Source organism: Pseudomonas monteilii NBRC 103158 = DSM 14164, from assembly GCF_000730605.1.
Lineage (GTDB): Bacteria > Pseudomonadota > Gammaproteobacteria > Pseudomonadales > Pseudomonadaceae > Aquipseudomonas > Aquipseudomonas monteilii.
This window is the reverse complement of record NZ_BBIS01000022.1, coordinates 68,835-87,231: the sequence shown is the minus strand read 5'-3', so window position 1 is coordinate 87,231 and position 18,397 is coordinate 68,835. Positions and strand designations below refer to the sequence as shown.

Here is an 18,397-nt window from a genome sequence, read left to right as displayed (position 1 = left end):
CTTCTCGGAGATTTACATGCGCATCTCGACCCGCGTCATCGGTGGCGCCCTCATCGCCACCCTGCTGACCCAACTGACGGCCTGCGGCACCATTTTCTATCCAGACCGGCGCGGCCAGATCGGCGGCAAGATCGACCCTGTGGTTGCCGCAATGGACGCCATTGGCATCCTGTTCTACGTGATCCCGGGCCTGATCGCCTTCGGCATCGACTTCGCCACGGGCGCCATCTACTACCCGGGTGGCCGCACCGCCCAGGTCGACCCGGCCAAACTGCAAGAAGCCGTCAGCCCCGACGGCAAGGTCGACAACCTGAAGTTGCAGGCCATTCTTGAAAGCGAGCTGGGCCAACGCCTGCCGCTGAACGACCCGAGGCTGATCCAGCACCGCGGCAGCGTCGAGCAACTGGCCAGCCTTGGCCTGGTGCCGGCAGCCTGAAACCCACACGGACATTGACCACGGATGATCACCCCAGCTGAACACCAGCGCCTGCTACGCCTGGCCACCCGCGCATCACTGGCGGTGGCCAGCATCCTTGTACTGAGCAAGGCCCTGGCCTGGTGGCTGAGCGGCTCGGTGAGCCTGCTGGCCGGGCTGACCGACTCGGCACTGGATGCCGTTGCCTCGTTTCTCAACTTGCTGGCCGTGCATTACGCCCTGCGACCGGCCGACGACGACCACCGCTTTGGCCACGGCAAAGCCGAAGCGCTGGCTGGCATGGCGCAGGCGCTGTTCATCGCCGTCAGTGCGGTGCTGATAGGCGTGCAGGCAGCCGAACGCCTTCACACCCCGCAACCCTTGGGCGATACCGGTATCGGCATTGCCGTGATGCTGCTGTCACTGGTGCTGACCCTTGCCCTGCTGGCATTGCAGCGCAAGGTCATTCGCCTGACCGGCTCCACCGCCGTGCGGGCCGACTCCCTGCACTACCGCTCGGACCTGCTGCTGAACGGCAGTATCCTGTTGGCCCTGTTGCTGGCGCGTTTTGGCTGGCCGCAACTGGATGCGCTGTTCGGCCTTGGCATAGCCTGCTACATCCTCTGGAGCGCGCTGCAGATTGCCCGCGAAAGTACGGCGATCCTGATGGACAAGGAACTGCCCGGCGATGTTGGTGAAGGCATGGCCGCACTGGTACTGGCCATTCCCGGCGTGAAAGGCGTGCACGACTTGCGCACGCGGGTATCGGGCAACCAGTGGTTTGTGCAATTGCACCTGGAGCTGCCGGGGCAGTTGCCGCTACATGAGGCGCACGGGTTGTGTGTTGAGGCATCAAAGGTAATCCGCCAGCGTTACCCACAGGCGGATGTGATGGTGCACGCAGACCCGGTATAGCGATCAGTTGATGCTGTAGCCTCGCCCACTGAAGCAAGCCCCCAGCGCCCGCCGGTAGTTGTCCAGCACATTGGCAGGTGGCGCATACGTCGCCGTCGCGGGGTCGAAGCCAGACTGGCTCACCGCCCAGCGATGGCACTGGTAGCGGTCCTGGTCCTGCTGCTGTTGCCCCTGCCCATACATCGGGTAAGCCACCACGTCATAGCCGCCGTTTGCCGGTGCCACCGGCACGGGCGCCGGTACGCCGACCGGCGGGTTGACCACCACGTACTCCTGGCTGTCCGCCAGGTACTGGTAATAGGTATCGGCCACCAGGAAGAACAGCGCCCCTCCCAGCCAGACCTCACGCGCATAGGAAGGCAGGTAACTGACCCGTACGCCGTAGGGCGGAGCCACTACGATGTAACTGCCACCGTGTGGGCGGTACCAGTAGCCACCGGAATAGAAGTAATCCGCGCCACGGTAGGGCACCTTCCAGTAACGGTCGGGCAAATGATCAATGGTGTGGCCCGGGCGATACTGCGGCCCAGGCCCCCAGCCATTGCCATGGCCATCCGGGCGCCCCTGCCAGTCACCGCCGGGCCGTGGGCCACCGGCTTGCCAGTGGTGGTCGTCGCCATGGCGATGGGGAATGTCCTGGTAATAACCCTGGCGCGGCGGCTGGGTCTGGCGCACTTCATCGCGCGAGTTGAGCGAGCGGCCTGGCCCGCCCTCGCCTTGCATCTGCTGGCCGCGTTCGCCATGCCCTTCGCCCGGCCCTTCGGCCAGGGCCCCGAGGCTGATGCTCAAACCCAGCAAACCAACACCTGCCAACTGCCAGATGCGCGACTTCATGGTATTCCTCTCGGTAGAAAATACTGCAACCACAGCCAGTCTACCGCGCCCGTCACACAGGCCAATTAAATTTCCAGACATGAAAAAAGGGAGGCCGCAGGGCCTCCCTTCAGGAATTGTCGTCCGTGCTCGGCACTTGTGGTGCCGGCTCACCTCACACCGTCTTCTGGAGGGTGTGTAGCCCGGGGGCCTGCAGATCCTGTTGGATGGCTGGCCGCGACCGCCCGCCTAGGGCGCGTCGCCGTGGACTGATGTCCGGGCAGTGATTCTGGTGATAAAGATACCGGACAGGTTGCGGCAGAGGATTGCTAAGATTGCTTGGATAAATAGCACTTGCGCAATTTTTAACCCTGGATTGATAATTCGCCGCAATACGAACAGAAAAGGCAAATGCCATGAGCAAACTTGACCGCTACGACCTGAGCATCCTCGCCGAATTGCAGCGCGATGCGCGCATTTCCAACCAGGAGCTGGCCGAACGCATCGGCCTGTCACCTTCGCCATGCTCGCGTCGGGTCAAGCAACTGGAGGACGACGGCTACATTTCGCGCCAGGTGGCCCTGCTCGACCGCAAAAAGCTGGGCCTGAGCCTGACCGCCTACGTGCTGATCGGCATGGACCGCCACACCCCGGAGCGCTTCGAAACCTTCGAGGCGGCCATCCGCAACCTGCCACAGGTGCTCGAATGCAGCCTGGTCACCGGCATGGATGCCGACTATCAGCTTAAAGTGGTGGTACCCGACATGGACCACTACCAGAAACTGCTTCTAGGCAGCCTGACCCGTATCGAAGGTGTTACCAGCGTGCGTTCGAGTTTCGTGCTCAACCAGGTGCTGGCCAGTACCGAGATGCCATTGACCCACCTGCGTTAATTGCCCATGGCAGCCGGCGTATGATCGGCTGCTCAGATTGTCTGGAGAACACCGATGGATCCCGCCGTATTCGAAGAATGGATGATGATCATCCTGGTCACCGTGCTGATCGGTTTCATGGGTTTCATCGTCTGGGACCTTGCGAAAAAGTCCAAGGCAGGCAAGTTCGGTACGTTGATCCTGTTCTTCGTGTTGGGGCTAGGGGTGTTGGCCTTTATCATCAAGAGCGTGGTGGTGGGGTTTCTGGAAGGGGTCTAAGGCTCAGGAATGCCGGGAGCGCTTTGCGCTCCTGCTAGCGCTGCAATTTCGCCGGGACCTCGCGCCAGCAGCCTTGCTCCAGCCCATCCAGCGCCCAATCCCCGATCCGTACCCGCACCAGGCGCAAGGTCGGCAGCCCCACCGCCGCCGTCATCCGCCGCACCTGACGGTTACGCCCTTCGCGTATCACCAGCTCTAGCCAGCTGGTCGGCACGCTCTTGCGAAACCGTACCGGCGGGTTGCGCGGCCACAGTTCGGGTTCGTCCAGCCGCCGTGCCTCGGCGGGCAAGGTAGGCCCATCGTTCAGCTCCACGCCATCACGCAAGCGCTGCAACTGCTCGTCGCTCGGTTCACCCTCCACTTGCACCCAGTACGTTTTGGCCAGCTTGTGCTTGGGGTCGGCAATGCGCGCCTGCAGCCCGCCATCGTTGGTGAGCAACAGCAAGCCTTCACTGTCGCGGTCCAGCCGCCCGGCCGGGTACACGCCCGGGATGTCGATGAAGTCCTTGAGCGTCGCCGTCGCTGAACTGGGTCAGCACGTCGAACGGTTTGTTGAACAGGATCAGGCGCGGCTCGGCGGGTGGCGCCTTGGGCTGGCGGCGTGGGCCGGTGGCAGGCCGCGCCTCGGGACGGCGCGGCTTGTTACGGGGTGGCAGTGACATGGATCCTCAGCGGAACGGCGGCTCATCGAAGCTGCGCAGTTTACGCGAGTGCAGCGAGTTGAGCTCGGTGCGCAGCAAGTCGAGGGCGGCGATACCGATCTTCAGGTGTTGGCTGACCGCCCGGTTATAGAAGGCGTTGGCAGAACCCGGCAGCTTGATCTCGCTGTGCAGCGGCTTGTCGGACACACACAGCAAGGTGCCGTACGGCACGCGCAAGCGATACCCTTGGGCGGCAATGGTGCCACTTTCCATGTCTACCGCCACGGCACGCGACAGGTTGATGAGCGGGCGTTCCTGAGCCCAGCGCAACTCCCAGTTGCGGTCGTCGTAGGTCAGCACGGTGCCGGTGCGCAGGCGCTTCTTCAACTGCTCGCCACGCTCACCGGTGACCTGGGCTGCGGCTTCCTGCAAGGCCAGTTGCACTTCGGCCAGGGCCGGGATCGGGATGTTCGGCGGTACCACCCGGTCGAGAATGCCGTCACGGCGCATGTAGGCGTGCGCCAGCACATAGTCGCCGATGGTTTGCGACTGCCGCAGGCCGCCGCAGTGGCCGATCATCAGCCAGCAGTGTGGGCGCAGCACGGCCAGATGGTCGGTGATGTTCTTGGCGTTGGACGGGCCGACACCGATGTTGACCAAGGTAACGCCGTCGCCATCGGCGGCGATCAGGTGGTAGGCCGGCATCTGGTAGCGGTGCCAGATCACGCTGGCTACCAGCGCCTGGGTTTCACCGTGGTCCATGCCCTTTTCGATCACCACATTGCCCGGCAGCACCATGCGCACGAAACGCGGGTCGTCACGCAGCTGCTCCAGGCCATGGCTGATGAACTGATCAACATAACGGTGGTAGTTGGTCAGCAGGATCCATGGCTGCACATGGCGCCAGTCGCTGCCGGTGTAGTGCACCAGGCGGCGCAGCGAGAAGTCGACGCGGGCGGCGTCGAACAGCGCCAGCGGAAAAATTTCGGCACGGTCCCAGTCGTACAGGCCATCGGCGATGTTGTCGGTGGCGGCCGAAAGGTCGGTGCTGGGGAACACCCGCGCCAGTTGCGCGGCGGTAATACCGCTACCGGCCAGCTCGTCGCCCTGGTCGACCACGTAGGGGTAAGGAATGTTCTGTTCGCTGACGCCGACCTCTACCGTGACGGTGTAGTCGTGCATCAATGGGCGCAGTTGCTCCAGCAGGTAGCTACGGAACGCGGCTGGCTGGGTGACGGTAACGCTGTAGGTGCCGGCCACCTGGACCTTGGCATAGGCCCGCGTGGTGGCGGCCACTTCGCCGTGGCTGTGGTAGGTCAGGCGCAGTGCCGGGTAGCGGAACAGGTCCCGCTCATCGGCGCCCGGCTCGGTACGGTCCTTCAAGTAACGCTTGAGGGCCTGGCTCAGGGCCCCGGTGGCCTGTTCATGCAAGGCCGCCAGACGGTCGACGGCCTGTTCGGGAGTATCAACGACTACAAAAGCGTGGCTCACACTGTGCTTCCTGTCTGGACATGCATGTGAACCATCTTGCCTGCCTTCTTGGGTAAAAACATCCCCATTGATCGGTGTTGCATGCATTCGCGGGCACGTCCGCTCCTACAGCGGCCAGGTGGGCGTAGCCCTTGTAACCAGAGCCTCGACATCTACACCCCGTGGTAACGCTCCGTACACCCGGCCGCTCCCCGCCAGCCGGCTACCGATAAAGGCATCACTCACCACCGCATTCCCTGCCTCCAGCAACAGCTTGGCCTGCAACGCCAGGGCAATGTCCTCAGTCAACTGCCGCGCCCGGTACTGCAGGTCGCCCGTGTCGGCAAACGCCCCCTTGAGGCTACCGATGTGCGCGGCCAACCGTGGGTCACCATGCCCATCACCCAACTCGGCAAACAACGCGTCCAGCACGCCCGGCTCCTTGGACAACGCCCGCAACACATCCAGGCATTGCACATTGCCCGAGCCTTCCCAGGTCGAGTTGACCGGTGCTTCGCGGTACAGCCGCGGCAGGATGCTGTCCTCCACATAACCCGCACCGCCCAGGCATTCGGCTGCCTCGTTGACCATGGCCGGCGCTCGCTTGCAGATCCAGTACTTGCCTACGGCCGTGACCAGCCGGGCGAAATGCGCCTGCTGCGGGTCGTCGAGCTGCTCCAGCGCCTGCCCCATGCGCAGGCTCAGGGCCAGCGCGGCCTCGCTTTCCAGCGCCAGGTCGGCCAGCACGTTCTGCATCAGCGGTTGTTCGTTCAATACCCGGCCACCGACCTTGCGGTGCGCGCAGTGGTGAGCCGCCTGAGTCAGCGCCTGGCGCATCAAGGCGCTGGAGCCGACCATGCAGTCGAACCGGGTCATGGCCACCATCTCGATGATGGTCGGCACGCCCCGCCCTTCCTCGCCAATCATCCACGCCAGTGCCCCCCGGAACTCCACTTCGCTGGAGGCGTTGGAGCTGTTGCCCAGCTTGTTCTTCAGCCGCTGGATATAGAACTGGTTGCGGTTGTCGTCCGGCCGATGGCGCGGCAGCAGGAAGCAGCTCAGGCCCTTTTCGGTCTGGGCCAAAGTCAGGAAGGCATCACACATGGGCGCCGAGCAGAACCACTTGTGCCCCACCAGCTCGTAGGCCTGACCCGGGCCGGCTGCGCCCACCGGATAGGCCCGCGTGGTATTGGCGCGCACATCGGTGCCGCCCTGCTTCTCGGTCATGGCCATGCCCAGGGTAACCCCGGCCTTGTGCCGGTCGCCGATGTTGCGAGGGTCATATTCGCAAGCCAGGATTTTCGGCAGCCAGTACTCGGCCAGCTCGGGTTGCAGGCGCAACGCCGGCACGGCGGCGAAGGTCATGGTCAGCGGGCAGCCGGTCCCGGCCTCGGCCTGGCTGTGCAGGTAGGTCATGGAAGCCCGTGCCACATGGGCGCCAGCACGGGGCTCGGCCCAGGGCAAAGAAGGCAGGCCGTGTTCGACGGCGGTGCGCATCAGCTCGTGGTAGGCGGGGTGGAACTCGACCAGGTCGATGCGATGACCATAGCGGTCGTGGCTGACGAATTCGGGTTTGTGTGCGTTGGCCAGGAAACCGGCCTGCATCAGCGGGCCGCCAGCCAGGGCACCGTAGGCGTCGATCCGCAACTCGGCCCAGCCTGCGCCGAAACGCCGGGACCATTCCTGCAGCGGCAGGTCGAGGCGGTAGAGGTTGACGCCGTCGAGGGGCGGAGGCTGGTTGGTGACTTCGTGGGTTTCAGCGTACTGGTGCAGGTTCATCGGGGGCTCCTGGATCCGGGTAGGCTTGAGAGACCCAGTGAAGCACTGGTTGCGGGGGAGTCAAAGGGGCATTAATGACGAAACGTGGGGTGGGGGCATGATTTGAGGATGTGTCAGGGCTGACAGGTGTCCGCCCTGCCCCAATCCCACACCTTCAAAGCGAACGCCGCGCCTGCAGGATGCTCGGGCTCATCTGCACCTGCGAAATCGCCATGTTCAAGCTCAACTCGAACCGGCTCCCCAACCCACGCGTCGACTCATGCGCCAACCGCGCGCCCAGCAATTCCCCCATCTGCCGGCAGATCGACAAGCCAATCCCCAACCCGCCATAGCGCCGGGTCATCGACCCATCCACCTGGAAGAACCGCTGGTACAGGGTCGACTGCTCAAGGTCATCAAAACCAATCCCGCTGTCACTGACCGTAAAGGTCAACGCCAGATCCCCCGGCCCTACCCGGCGCCCGCGCACCTGGATCATCACCCCGCCCTGGTGGGTGAACTTCAACCCGTTCTCCACCAGACAGCCAAGGCAGCGGGCCAATTTCTCTCCATCGCCCTCCAGCGCATCCGGCAGGTCAGCCGGGATATCCAGGCTCAGGTACAAGCCCTTGCCCAAGGCCTGCCCGGCATAACCGGCGCGCAAACCCTGCAACAGCGTGCGCAGGCTGAACGGCGCCGGCTGCGCACGTAGGCGGCCGGCCTGCAATTCAGACAAGGTGAGAATGGCATCGACCATGTCCATCATCCCCTGCGCAGACCCCACCGCCGTGCGGTGATACTGGGCCATCTCGGCCTCCATCGGCAGGGTGTGCATCAGTTCCAGCGAACCGATCACGCCATTCATCGGGGTGCGCAGTTCGTGGGTCACACTGGCCAGAAACTCATCCTTCAACCGGTTGCTTCTGGCCAGTTGCAGGTTCAACTGCTCCAGCGTGCGTCCGGATTCGCGCAAGGTTTGCGCCTGCTGCTCGCGCAGGCTGTTGATGCGGTCGGCCAGCGCCAGCGACAGCAGTGCCACCTCCAGCGCCGAACCCAGCTGGCTGGCATACATGGTGATGAACAGGTTCGGCAGGTAGCCCAGCACCATCAGGGTGTTGACCAGGCCGCCGAGCAGGAAGGCCGTCCAGGCGATGATGAACCAGCGCGCCACGCGCAAGCCCCGCCACCAGGCGTACAGCCCCGCACTGAAGATGCTCACGGTAAACAGCAAGGCCAGCAGCGTGGCCATGCGCAGGGCAATGCCATAGGGCACGCTCACCGCCATTACCATGACCAGCGCGCCAGCCAGCATCAGCACTTGCAGCAAACGGTCAAAGCCGCGGCTGATGTTGCCCAATTGCAGGAAATGCCGGGCAAACTGGCAACCGAACAAGCCTGCCGCACCGATGAACAGTGGTGTCGAGGCATTCGCCCACCAGGGGCTGTCCGGCCAGAAATAAGCGACACCCGCACCGTTCACCGACACCTGATAGAAACCGAACGAGGCGATGTACAGGATGTAATAGAGGTAGCTGACGTCCCGCACACTGAGGTAGATGAACAGGTTGTACACCAGCATCACCAACAACACGCCGTAGATCATCCCCAGCACATACAGGCGCGTGGGCTGCTCTTCCATGTAGGCTTCAGGGGACCACAGCGCCAGCGGTGCCTGCACCGAGCCCTGGCTGTGCAGGCGCAGGTAGGCAGTAGTCACCTCGCCTGGCGGCAACTGCAGTTCGAACAGGTAGTTGTTCTGCCGGATCTGCCGGCTGTCGTAGGGCAAGGCATCGCCGGTGCGCTGCGCCAGGCGGTAGACACCGCCGCTATCAGGCAAATACAGCTCCAGGTGGTCCAGCGGCGGGTAAGCCAGCTCCAGTAGCCACTGCCGTGGGGCAGCGCCGGGCGCGGCAACCGGGCGCAGCTCGACCTTGAGCCAGAACACCGAGGTGGAGTAACCGGCATTCAGCACGTCTTTATCGTGGGGGCGGAAATGTTTGGCAAACCCGGGGGCACTGACCTGGGCGATGCTGGCGCTGCCATCGAGGTCTTCATACACCTGCATGGCCTTGCCCAATGGAAGGTGCTGCGTAGCGCTGTCGAAATCGACCGCTCCAGCCAGCACGGGCAGCAAGCCCAGAAGCACAATCAGCAAATAGCGCATACAGCCCCAGCATGGCCTGCTCGGTCGCGTCGCGGTTGCCTCCCATCCGTTTGAGACGACGTGATCCTGCAGAACCCGTTTGTCGAGTTATCCGAGCACTCTAGCATAGCTTCGCAGCCTGGCAATCGGCCATATCAAAAATCAAAGAAAAGGCTCTAAATCAATGCTTTCAAAAGATCTAAACAAATAATTCTGACCGTTCGATCAACAAAACTCGTTTGTCGGACGATCCGCCCAAACAGGTTTGGTGGTAAGCTCGCCGACCATGAATACCTACAGCTCCCGCCCCGTTGTCCTCTGTCTCTCCGGCCACGACCCAAGTGGCGGCGCCGGCTTGCAGGCAGATATCGAAGCCCTGATCGCCCAAGGCTGTCACGCTGCGCCCGCCGTGACCGCCCTGACCGTGCAGGATACCGTCAACGTTTCCGACTTCCGCGTGCTCGACCGCGAGTGGGTACTGGCCCAGGCCAATGCCGTGCTGGCCGACTCCACGGTGGCCGCCGTCAAGCTGGGCATGCTCGGCTCGATCGAGATGGTCGACACCGTGGCCGAGCTGCTGGCTGCCCATCCACACCTGCCGCTGGTGTGCGACCCGGTGCTGCGTGCCGGCGGCGGTGGCCGCCTGGGCAAGGACGAAGTGGGCTACGCCCTGCGCGAGCGCCTGCTGCCACTGGCGACCATCGCCACGCCAAACCTGCCTGAGGCACGCATCCTCGCCGAACTGCCCGAAGGCACCGCCGACGAGTGTGCCGAGAAACTCTTGCCGTTCTGTAGACACCTGCTGATTACCGGCGGTCACGGCGACGAAGACGAAATCCACAACCGCCTGTACACCCAGGACGGCAAGCACCACACCTGGACCTGCCAGCGCCTGCCGGGCAGCTATCACGGCTCGGGCTGTACCCTGGCCAGCGCGCTGGCCGGCCGCCTGGCCCTTGGCGAGCAACTGGAAAGCGCCGTACGCAGCGCACTGGACTACACCTGGCGCACCCTGCGTGACGCCGAACAGCTGGGCAAAGGCCAGTACGTGCCGCGCCGCCTGCCCCTGGACTTCTGCTCCTGATACGAGGCCTTCCATGAAGCTACGCGGTCTGTACGCCATCACCGACAGCCAGCTGCTCGCCGGCCGTTTCCTGTCCCATGTCGAGGCGGCACTGGAAGGCGGCGTGTGCCTGCTGCAGTACCGCGACAAAAGCGACGATGCAGCGCGCCGCCTGCGCGAAGCCGAAGGGCTGATGAAGCTCTGCGAGCGCTACGGCACTCAACTGCTCATCAACGACGACGCCGAACTGGCCGCACGCCTGGGCGTCGGCGTACACCTGGGGCAGACCGATGGCCCGCTGACCCCGGCCCGTGCCCTGCTCGGCCGCCGCGCAATCATCGGCTCCACCTGCCACGCCAGCCTCGACCTGGCCGCCCAGGCCGCCAGCGAAGGGGCCAGCTACGTGGCCTTCGGCCGCTTCTTCAATTCCGTCACCAAGCCGGGTGCGCCCGCTGCCAACGTCCAACTGCTGGAGCAGGCACGCGCCCAGGTGAAACTGCCGATCGCGGTGATCGGCGGCATCACCCTCGACAACGCCGCCCCGCTGGTCGCCCACGGCGCCGACCTGCTGGCGGTGATCCACGGCCTGTTCGGTGCCGACAGCGCGCAGGAAGTTACCCGCCGCGCCCGCGCCTTCAACGCCTTGTTCGCATCCTGATTTCGAGAGAACTTTCATGTCCCGTTCCGAAGACCTGTTCGCCAAAGCCCAGAAGCACATCCCCGGTGGCGTCAACTCGCCAGTGCGCGCTTTCAAAAGCGTGGGCGGCACGCCGCTGTTCTTCAAGCATGCCGAAGGCGCCTACGTTGTTGACGAGGACGACAAGCGCTACGTCGACTATGTCGGTTCCTGGGGCCCGATGATCCTCGGCCACGGCCACCCGGACGTGCTGAACTCGGTGCGCAAGCAGCTGGAGCACGGCCTGTCCTATGGCGCACCGACCGCCATGGAAACCGACATGGCCGACCTGGTCTGCTCGCTGGTGCCGTCCATGGAAATGGTGCGCATGGTCAGCTCGGGCACCGAAGCCACCATGAGCGCCATCCGCCTGGCCCGTGGCTACACCGGCCGTGATGCCATCATCAAGTTCGAAGGCTGCTACCACGGCCACTCCGACAGCCTGCTGGTAAAAGCCGGTTCCGGCCTGCTGACCCAGGGCGTGCCAAGCTCGGCGGGCGTACCGGCTGACTTCGCCAAGCACACCCTGACCCTGCCGTTCAACGACATCGCCGCCGTCGAGAAGACCCTGGCCGACGTCGGCCAGACCGTGGCCTGCATCATCGTCGAGCCGGTGGCCGGCAACATGAACTGCGTACCGCCGGCACCGGGCTTCCTCGAAGGCCTGCGCGAGCAGTGCGACAAGCACGGCGTGGTACTGATCTTCGACGAAGTGATGACCGGCTTCCGCGTTTCCCTGGGCGGCGCCCAGGGCCACTACGGCATCAAGCCGGACCTGTCCACCTTCGGCAAGATCGTCGGTGGCGGCATGCCGGTCGGCTGCTTCGGTGGCAAGCGTGAAATCATGGGCTGCATCGCCCCGCTCGGCCCGGTCTACCAGGCCGGCACCCTGTCGGGCAACCCGCTGGCCATGGCCGCCGGCCTGACCACGCTGAAGCTGATCAGCCGTCCGGGCTTCCACGCCGAGCTGACCGACTACACCAGCCGCATGCTCGACGGCCTGCAACAGCGCGCCGATGCCGCGGGCATACCGTTCGTCACCACCCAGGCCGGCGCCATGTTCGGCCTGTACTTCAGCGGTGCCGACGACATCGTCACCTTCGAAGACGTGATGGCCAGCGATGCCGAGCGCTTCAAGCGCTTCTTCCATTTGATGCTGGACGGTGGCGTGTACCTGGCACCAAGCGCATTCGAGGCAGGCTTCACCTCCATCGCCCATGGCGACAAAGAGTTGCAGATCACCCTGGATGCGGCTGAAAAGGCCTTCGCAGCCCTGAAATAATGGTTAGCCTGCACCGGCCTCGGTGGGAGCGGCGGTTCGGCGCCCCGACTTGCCCGCAAAGAGGCCGGCACAGGAAATAATTACCCCCGCACAATCAGCTGACTTCCCCAACCAAGCAGAAATTCGAGTAAAACTTTGTAAGGTTGGCGCTGCTTATCCCATAATGTGCCACCAGAGACATTGGCCGCAGCTTTGCAGAGGTAAGTCGATCCCCATGAACCGCACCGGCCGCGCCCTGACCCTGGGCTGCCTGTTGCTTCTTCAGCCCCTGCTGGCCCTGGCGGAGGGCGGTAACTCGTTGCTCATTCCGGCGACGGGCCGCTGCACCTTGAACGTTCAGCCTGAAGACCTGGCAAACGCCCTCAAGGCCTGCGAGCAGACGGCAACCGCAGGGGATGCCCAGGCGCAATTCGAACTGGGCGAGTACTTCTACACGCAAACGCCGAAAAACCTCGACAAAGCCCTGGACTGGTTTCAGAAGGCCTCGCTGCAAGGCCACGCCGACGCGCAGTACCGCCTGGGGGCCATGTTCTTCCATGGCGAAGGGGTCAAGGCCAACAACGTGCAGGCCTACATCCTGCTGAAGATGGCCGCCGTCAACGGCGCAGAAGATGCGCTGGACATGGCCGACGAAGTGACCGAGCAAATGCCCCGCGACGAGCTTGAGCACGCCACTCAGGTGCTCGGCCAGATCTTCCGCAAGTACCTGCTGGAACTGCAGAACGCCGAAGGGCGCACGCCGTTCTCGCCGCTCCCCTGAGGCTTACCTTTCCGGCATCGGCATCGGGAACGGCATGACATTGCCGCCGCCCTTGGCTTCGCTGATCTTGGCCGTGCCCAGGCGCTCCACCTCATCGATGCGCACGATCGAGTGCATCGGCACAAAACTGCGGACTACCCCTTCGAACTGGCTCTTGAGCTTTTCCTCACTCGGGTCCACCACCAGTTGCGAGCGCTCGCCGAACACGAACTCCTCGATTTCCAGAAAGCCCCACAGGTCGCTCTGGTAGATCTGCTTGGCATACATCTCGAAGACCTGCCCCTGGTTGAGGAAGATCACTTTATAGATGGCAGGTTCGCGTTTGCTCATGTTCGGCGGGATAACACATGCGTAAGAAAAGGCGGGCATCATAGCAGACAGGTTTGCTGATCTGTGTCGGCTGTAACGGCCCTACATACCGTTGAACGTTTCAGTGCTTTCGCCACTGCCATTCAAGGGTTATTCTTGAGTTCACATCCATTGCCGTCGAGCGGCTAAAAACGACCTTGAACGCACCCATAGAACCCCATCGTTTCATCCTCGAACCCTTCGAGGCCCACCGTTTCGCCAACCTGTGCGGCCAGTTCGACGAGCACCTGCGCCTGATCGAACAGCGCCTGGCCATCGAAATCCGCAACCGCGGCAATCAGTTCGAACTGATCGGCGAACCCAAGACCACTTCCGCTGCCGAACAGCTGCTGCGCCGTCTCTACCGCGAGACCAAGGCCACCGACCTGTCGCCGGAAACCGTACACCTGTACCTGCAGGAGTCGGCCGTCGAGAACATCGACAACCCGGCCGTCAACGAGGTCAGCGTGTCGCTGCGTACGCGCAAGGGCAACATTCGCCCGCGCGGGCTCAACCAGCAGCGCTACGTGAAGGAAATCCTGGCCAACGACATCAACTTCGGCATCGGCCCGGCCGGTACCGGCAAGACCTACCTGGCCGTGGCCTGCGCCGTGGACGCGCTTGAGCGTGAACAGGTACGCCGTATCCTGCTGGTACGCCCGGCGGTCGAGGCGGGCGAAAAACTCGGCTTCCTGCCCGGCGACCTGGCGCAGAAGATCGACCCGTACCTGCGCCCGCTGTACGACGCCCTGTACGAAATGCTCGGCTTCGAACACGTGGCCAAGCTGATCGAGCGCCAGGTGATCGAGATCGCCCCGCTGGCCTACATGCGTGGCCGCACCCTGAACAACAGCTTCATCATCCTCGACGAAAGCCAGAACACCACGCTGGAACAGATGAAGATGTTCCTCACCCGCATCGGCTTCGGCTCCACGGCGGTGATCACCGGCGACATCACCCAGGTCGACCTGCCGCGTGGCACCAAGTCGGGCCTGGCGCACGTCATCGAGGTGCTGAAAGACGTTCCGGGTATCAGCTTTACCCACTTCCAACCCAAAGATGTGGTTCGTCACCCACTGGTGCAGCGCATTGTCGAAGCCTACGACCGCTTCGAAGCCCGCCAGGCCAAGCCCGAGGCGCCCGGCAAAGATGCTTGAACTTGATATTCAACGGGCCACGGACGCTGCCGCCCCGGATGACGCCGCCTTCCGCCGCTGGTGCGAACTGGCCCTGCGCCAGCGCAGTGCCGACTCGGAAATGACCATTCGCCTGGTCGACGAAGCCGAAGGCCGCGAGCTGAACCACACCTACCGGCACAAGGACTACGCGACCAACGTGCTGTCGTTCCCGGCCGACGTGCCTGACGACCTGCTCGATATCCCGCTGCTGGGCGACCTGGTCATCTGCGTGGCGGTGGTCGAGCGTGAAGCGGCCGAACAGGGCAAGTCGCTCGAAGCGCACTGGGCACACCTGGTCATCCATGGTTGCCTGCACCTGCTCGGTTACGACCACATCGAGGATGAGGAAGCCGAGGAAATGGAAGGCCTGGAACGGGAATTGCTGGCAGAACTGGGTCACCCCGACCCGTATGCCGAAGATGAAACCGACTCAATCACACACTGATACACGAAGGATCACGAGAACCGCCATGAGCGAAGATCGATCGAGCAACGGGCAGAAGTCCTGGCTGGGTAAACTGACCCAGGCTTTTGCCCATGAGCCGAAAAACCGCCAGGAGCTGCTTGAGCTGCTGCGCGAAGCCCACCAGAACAAGCTGCTGGACAGCGAAGCACTGACCATCGTCGAAGGCGCCATCCAGGTCGCCGACCTGCAGGTTCGCGACATCATGGTCCCGCGTTCGCAGATGATCAGCATCAAGGCCAGCCAGTCGCCGCGCGAATTCCTGCCGGCGGTGATCGACGCCGCGCACTCGCGCTACCCGGTAATCGGCGAAAGCCATGACGACGTACTCGGGATCCTGCTCGCCAAAGACCTGCTGCCGCTGATCCTCAAGGAAAACGGCGACAGCTTCAACATCAAGGATCTGCTGCGTCCGGCCACCTTCGTGCCCGAGTCCAAGCGCCTGAACGTGTTGCTGCGCGAGTTCCGTGCCAACCATAACCACATGGCCATCGTCATCGACGAATATGGCGGTGTGGCGGGCCTGGTGACCATCGAGGACGTGCTGGAGCAGATCGTTGGCGACATCGAGGACGAGCACGACGTCGAGGAAGACAGCTACATCAAACCGCTGCCCAGCGGTGACTTCCTGGTGAAGGCGCTTACCCCGATCGACAACTTCAACGAGTTCTTCGACAGCGAGTTCTCCGATGACGAGTTCGACACGGTCGGCGGCCTGGTGATGAGCGCCTTCGGCCACCTGCCCAAGCGCAACGAAACTACCGAGATCGGGTCTTACAAGTTCCGTATTCTCAACGCCGACAGCCGGCGGATACACTTGCTGCGCCTGACCCCGATCACCCGTTAAGGACAAACATGCGTTGGATCACCCGCCCCGGCTGGCCCGGTAACCTGCTGGCCCTGGCGGCCGGTGCCTCCACACTCCTGGCCCTGGCGCCATTCGACATCTGGCCGCTGGCCGTGTTGTCCATCGCCATGCTCTACCTTGGCCTGCGCGAGCTCAGCCCGCGCCAGGCCATGTGGCGTGGCTGGTGGTTCGGTTTTGGCCTGTATGGCGCCGGCACCTGGTGGATTTACGTCAGCATGAACACCTACGGCGGCGCCTCGCCGCTGCTGGCGATTCTGCTGCTGCTGGCGTTCTTCGCCGCGCTGGCCTGGTTCTTTGCCTTGCCCACCTGGCTGTGGGCACGCTGGCTACGGCGCAACGAAGCGCCGCTGGCCGATGCCCTGTGCTTCGCGGCGCTGTGGCTGCTGCAAGAGGCCTTTCGCGGCTGGTTCCTGACCGGTTTCCCCTGGCTTTACGCCGGCTACAGCCAGCTGGACGGCCCGTTGGCCGGCCTGGCGCCGCTGGGCGGCGTGTGGCTGATTTCCTTCACGCTGGCGCTCACTGCTGCCCTGCTGTGCAACCTGCACCGCCTGCGTGCCCGCCCCTCGTTCCTGGCCGTGGGCTGCCTGCTGTTGTTGGCCCCATGGGCACTGGGCCTGGCGCTCAAGGGCCACGCCTGGACCAAACCGGTAGGTGACCCGTTGAAAGTGGCGGCCATTCAGGGCAACGTCGAGCAAGACCTGAAATGGGACCCTGCGCACATCGACGCGCAACTGGCCCTGTACCGTGACTTGAGTTTCAGCTCAAAGCCCGTGGATTTGCTGGTGTGGCCAGAAACGGCGGTGCCGGTGCTCAAGGACCAGGCCCAAGGCTACATCGACGTGATGGGCCGTTTTGCTGCCGAGCGGCATTCGGCGCTGATCACCGGCGTGCCCGTGCGGGAAGTGGTGCACCATCAGCGCCGCTACTACAACGGCATCACCGTGACCGGTGAAGGTGACGGCACCTACCTCAAGCAGAAGCTGGTGCCGTTTGGCGAGTACGTCCCGTTGCAGGACATGCTGCGTGGCGCCATCGAGTTCTTCAACCTGCCCATGTCGGACTTCGCCCGCGGGCCGGAAGACCAGCCACTGCTGCAGGCCAAGGGTTATCAGATTGCGCCTTACATCTGCTACGAAGTGGTCTACCCCGAGTTTGCTGCTGGCCTGGCGGCACGCAGCGACCTGCTGCTGACCATCAGCAATGACACCTGGTTCGGCACCTCGATCGGCCCGTTGCAGCACCTGCAGATGGCGCAGATGCGCGCGCTTGAAGCCGGACGCTGGATGATCCGCGCCACCAACAACGGCGTGACCGCGCTGATCGACCCGTTTGGCCGTATTACCACGCAGATTCCGCAGTTCCAGCAGGCGGTGCTGTATGGCGAGGTGGTGCCGATGCAGCAACTGACGCCTTACCTGCAATGGCGTTCGTGGCCGTTGGCGATTGTCTGTGCATTGCTGCTGGGCTGGGCATTGCTGGCAGGCCGCATCGCCAAAACCGTTTGAGTTATCCTGTACCGGCCTCTTCGCGGGCAAGCCCGCAAAGAGGCCGGTACAGGCAGTGCAAGGCTCAATAGAAAATCCGATACCCCACCAACCCCACCACCTCATTAAACAACTGCCCGCTCTGCCACATCGCCCGGCTCTCCGGCAGCAACCCGCCAAACGGCCGCGCATGATCCTGCCCCAGGAACCCCACCGGCGCCGGCACCACCTCGAACCCCGCCTGCTCAAAGCTCCAGCGCGAGCGCTGCATGTGCCAGGCCTGGGTCACCACCACCACACGACGAATCCCCAACGGCTGCAGCACCTTGGCCGTGAACTGGGCATTTTCCCAGGTCGTGCGGCTGGCCTCTTCACGCCACTTCACGTCAACAGCAAAGTCTTCGTGAAGGCGATCCGCCATCAACCGCGCTTCGCTCGGCGGCGTGCCATAGTGCAACCCACCACTGGTCAGCACCGGAAGGCCTGACGCCTTGGCCAACTGCGCAGCAAAACGCATGCGCTCCAAAGCCGTGGCCGTGGGCTGGTCGCTACCGCCCCAGGCCGGATCGCCGCGCTCACGCCCTGCGCCCAGCACCACAATGGCATCCGCCCGCCGCGCAAGCGCGGTCCAGTCGTTTACGGCCAAGGGAGGCTCGCTTTCCAGCCTATGCGCGGTTTCCTGCACCACCAGCGGCAAACTCATCAGCCACAGGCCACCAAGCCCCATGGCAAAGCACAACGCCGCCAACCGTGGCCGTCGAGCACGCAGCCACCACGCCGCAAGCAGCAGCAGAAACAGGATGCCCGGCGGCATCAGCCATTGTTTGATGAAGAATCGGATCGGCATCGGCCACACCTCCTTGGCAGGCGTGCAGCCTAGAAGGATCGGCGCCGGTCAACAAGGGTGCGGCCGGCGCCGATCGTGAGTTGTGTGATAGTGAAGAACCGGCGCGCGATAGCCCGCGCCTG

General features: G+C 63.6%; 18 protein-coding genes and 1 pseudogene. 12 read left to right on the top strand and 7 right to left on the bottom strand.

The window, feature by feature from the left end; translation table 11 throughout:
- Positions 1–16 precede the first annotated feature (16 nt).
- Together pmcY and PM2_RS12960 are read left to right on the top strand one after the other, a co-directional pair.
- Positions 17–436, top strand: a complete 420-nt coding sequence (gene pmcY, locus PM2_RS12965) for a periplasmic Zn2+ metallochaperone PmcY (protein ID WP_016712156.1) — start codon at positions 17–19, stop codon at positions 434–436.
- Between the two features lie 24 nt (positions 437–460).
- Positions 461–1,330 carry a cation diffusion facilitator family transporter gene (locus PM2_RS12960; protein WP_028698518.1) on the top strand — a complete coding sequence of 290 codons (870 nt, stop codon included), beginning with the start codon at positions 461–463 and terminating at the stop codon, positions 1,328–1,330.
- A 3-nt stretch (positions 1,331–1,333) separates the two neighbouring features.
- Here the strand turns inward: PM2_RS12960 and PM2_RS12955 are convergent, their stop codons facing one another.
- The gene (locus PM2_RS12955; protein ID WP_016712158.1) at positions 1,334–2,164 is read right to left on the bottom strand and encodes a DUF6515 family protein; all 831 of its coding nucleotides are present in this window, start codon (positions 2,162–2,164) and stop codon (positions 1,334–1,336) included.
- A 395-nt stretch (positions 2,165–2,559) separates the two neighbouring features.
- Here PM2_RS12955 and PM2_RS12950 point away from each other — a divergent pair, with 395 nt between their 5' ends.
- Positions 2,560–3,036: an Lrp/AsnC family transcriptional regulator gene (locus PM2_RS12950; RefSeq protein WP_016712159.1), complete on the top strand. Its 477-nt coding sequence runs from the start codon at positions 2,560–2,562 to the stop codon at positions 3,034–3,036.
- Positions 3,037–3,090: 54 nt separating this feature from the next.
- Complete coding sequence (locus PM2_RS12945; protein WP_003249787.1) at positions 3,091–3,294, top strand: DUF2788 domain-containing protein; 204 nt, start codon at positions 3,091–3,093, stop codon at positions 3,292–3,294.
- A 34-nt stretch (positions 3,295–3,328) separates the two neighbouring features.
- Here the strand turns inward: PM2_RS12945 and PM2_RS12940 are convergent.
- The 4 genes and pseudogenes from PM2_RS12940 to PM2_RS12925 all read right to left on the bottom strand — a co-directional run bounded on the left by PM2_RS12940 (position 3,329) and on the right by PM2_RS12925 (position 9,327).
- A pseudogene (locus tag PM2_RS12940) lies at positions 3,329–3,956 on the bottom strand (pseudouridine synthase).
- A 6-nt stretch (positions 3,957–3,962) separates the two neighbouring features.
- The gene (amn, locus tag PM2_RS12935; protein WP_016712161.1) at positions 3,963–5,426 is read right to left on the bottom strand and encodes an AMP nucleosidase; all 1,464 of its coding nucleotides are present in this window, start codon (positions 5,424–5,426) and stop codon (positions 3,963–3,965) included.
- Between the two features lie 105 nt (positions 5,427–5,531).
- Positions 5,532–7,184 (bottom strand): acyl-CoA dehydrogenase family protein, encoded by a 1,653-nt coding sequence (locus tag PM2_RS12930; protein WP_028698517.1) that lies wholly within the window; start codon positions 7,182–7,184, stop codon positions 5,532–5,534.
- 154 nt (positions 7,185–7,338) lie between these two features.
- On the bottom strand, positions 7,339–9,327 hold the full coding sequence (locus tag PM2_RS12925; protein WP_028698516.1) for a sensor histidine kinase: 1,989 nt from the start codon (positions 9,325–9,327) through the stop codon (positions 7,339–7,341).
- 265 nt (positions 9,328–9,592) lie between these two features.
- Here PM2_RS12925 and PM2_RS12920 point away from each other — a divergent pair, with 265 nt between their 5' ends.
- The 4 genes from PM2_RS12920 (at position 9,593) to PM2_RS12905 (ending at position 13,087) form a co-directional block, all read left to right on the top strand.
- Entirely contained in the window at positions 9,593–10,390 is a 798-nt protein-coding gene (locus tag PM2_RS12920; RefSeq protein ID WP_016712164.1) for a hydroxymethylpyrimidine/phosphomethylpyrimidine kinase, read from the top strand.
- Between the two features lie 13 nt (positions 10,391–10,403).
- Positions 10,404–11,027, top strand: coding sequence for a thiamine phosphate synthase (gene thiE / locus PM2_RS12915; RefSeq protein ID WP_028698515.1), 624 nt, complete (start codon positions 10,404–10,406; stop codon positions 11,025–11,027).
- Positions 11,028–11,043: 16 nt separating this feature from the next.
- Complete coding sequence (gene hemL, locus PM2_RS12910; RefSeq protein WP_028698514.1) at positions 11,044–12,327, top strand: glutamate-1-semialdehyde 2,1-aminomutase; 1,284 nt, start codon at positions 11,044–11,046, stop codon at positions 12,325–12,327.
- A 214-nt stretch (positions 12,328–12,541) separates the two neighbouring features.
- Positions 12,542–13,087 (top strand): tetratricopeptide repeat protein, encoded by a 546-nt coding sequence (locus PM2_RS12905; protein WP_016712168.1) that lies wholly within the window; start codon positions 12,542–12,544, stop codon positions 13,085–13,087.
- Between the two features lie 3 nt (positions 13,088–13,090).
- Here the strand turns inward: PM2_RS12905 and PM2_RS12900 are convergent, their stop codons facing one another.
- Positions 13,091–13,417 carry a DUF1820 family protein gene (locus tag PM2_RS12900; RefSeq protein WP_016712169.1) on the bottom strand — a complete coding sequence of 109 codons (327 nt, stop codon included), beginning with the start codon at positions 13,415–13,417 and terminating at the stop codon, positions 13,091–13,093.
- Positions 13,418–13,593: 176 nt separating this feature from the next.
- Between PM2_RS12900 and PM2_RS12895 the strand changes: the two genes are divergently transcribed.
- Genes PM2_RS12895 through lnt form a run of 4 tightly spaced genes read left to right on the top strand, consistent with a single transcriptional unit; the run spans position 13,594 to position 17,449 of the window.
- Positions 13,594–14,592 (top strand): PhoH family protein, encoded by a 999-nt coding sequence (locus PM2_RS12895; RefSeq protein ID WP_016712170.1) that lies wholly within the window; start codon positions 13,594–13,596, stop codon positions 14,590–14,592.
- Complete coding sequence (ybeY, locus tag PM2_RS12890; RefSeq protein WP_016712171.1) at positions 14,585–15,058, top strand: rRNA maturation RNase YbeY; 474 nt, start codon at positions 14,585–14,587, stop codon at positions 15,056–15,058. Before PM2_RS12895 ends, ybeY begins: the two co-directional genes overlap by 8 nt.
- A gap of 25 nt (positions 15,059–15,083) precedes the next feature.
- The gene (locus tag PM2_RS12885) at positions 15,084–15,923 is read left to right on the top strand and encodes a CorC family transporter (protein WP_016712172.1); all 840 of its coding nucleotides are present in this window, start codon (positions 15,084–15,086) and stop codon (positions 15,921–15,923) included.
- Positions 15,924–15,931: 8 nt separating this feature from the next.
- The gene (lnt, locus tag PM2_RS12880; RefSeq protein ID WP_028698513.1) at positions 15,932–17,449 is read left to right on the top strand and encodes an apolipoprotein N-acyltransferase; all 1,518 of its coding nucleotides are present in this window, start codon (positions 15,932–15,934) and stop codon (positions 17,447–17,449) included.
- Positions 17,450–17,513: 64 nt separating this feature from the next.
- Here lnt and PM2_RS12875 read toward each other — a convergent pair whose 3' ends face one another.
- The gene (locus tag PM2_RS12875; RefSeq protein ID WP_016712174.1) at positions 17,514–18,275 is read right to left on the bottom strand and encodes a YdcF family protein; all 762 of its coding nucleotides are present in this window, start codon (positions 18,273–18,275) and stop codon (positions 17,514–17,516) included.
- Positions 18,276–18,397: the final 122 nt, after the last annotated feature.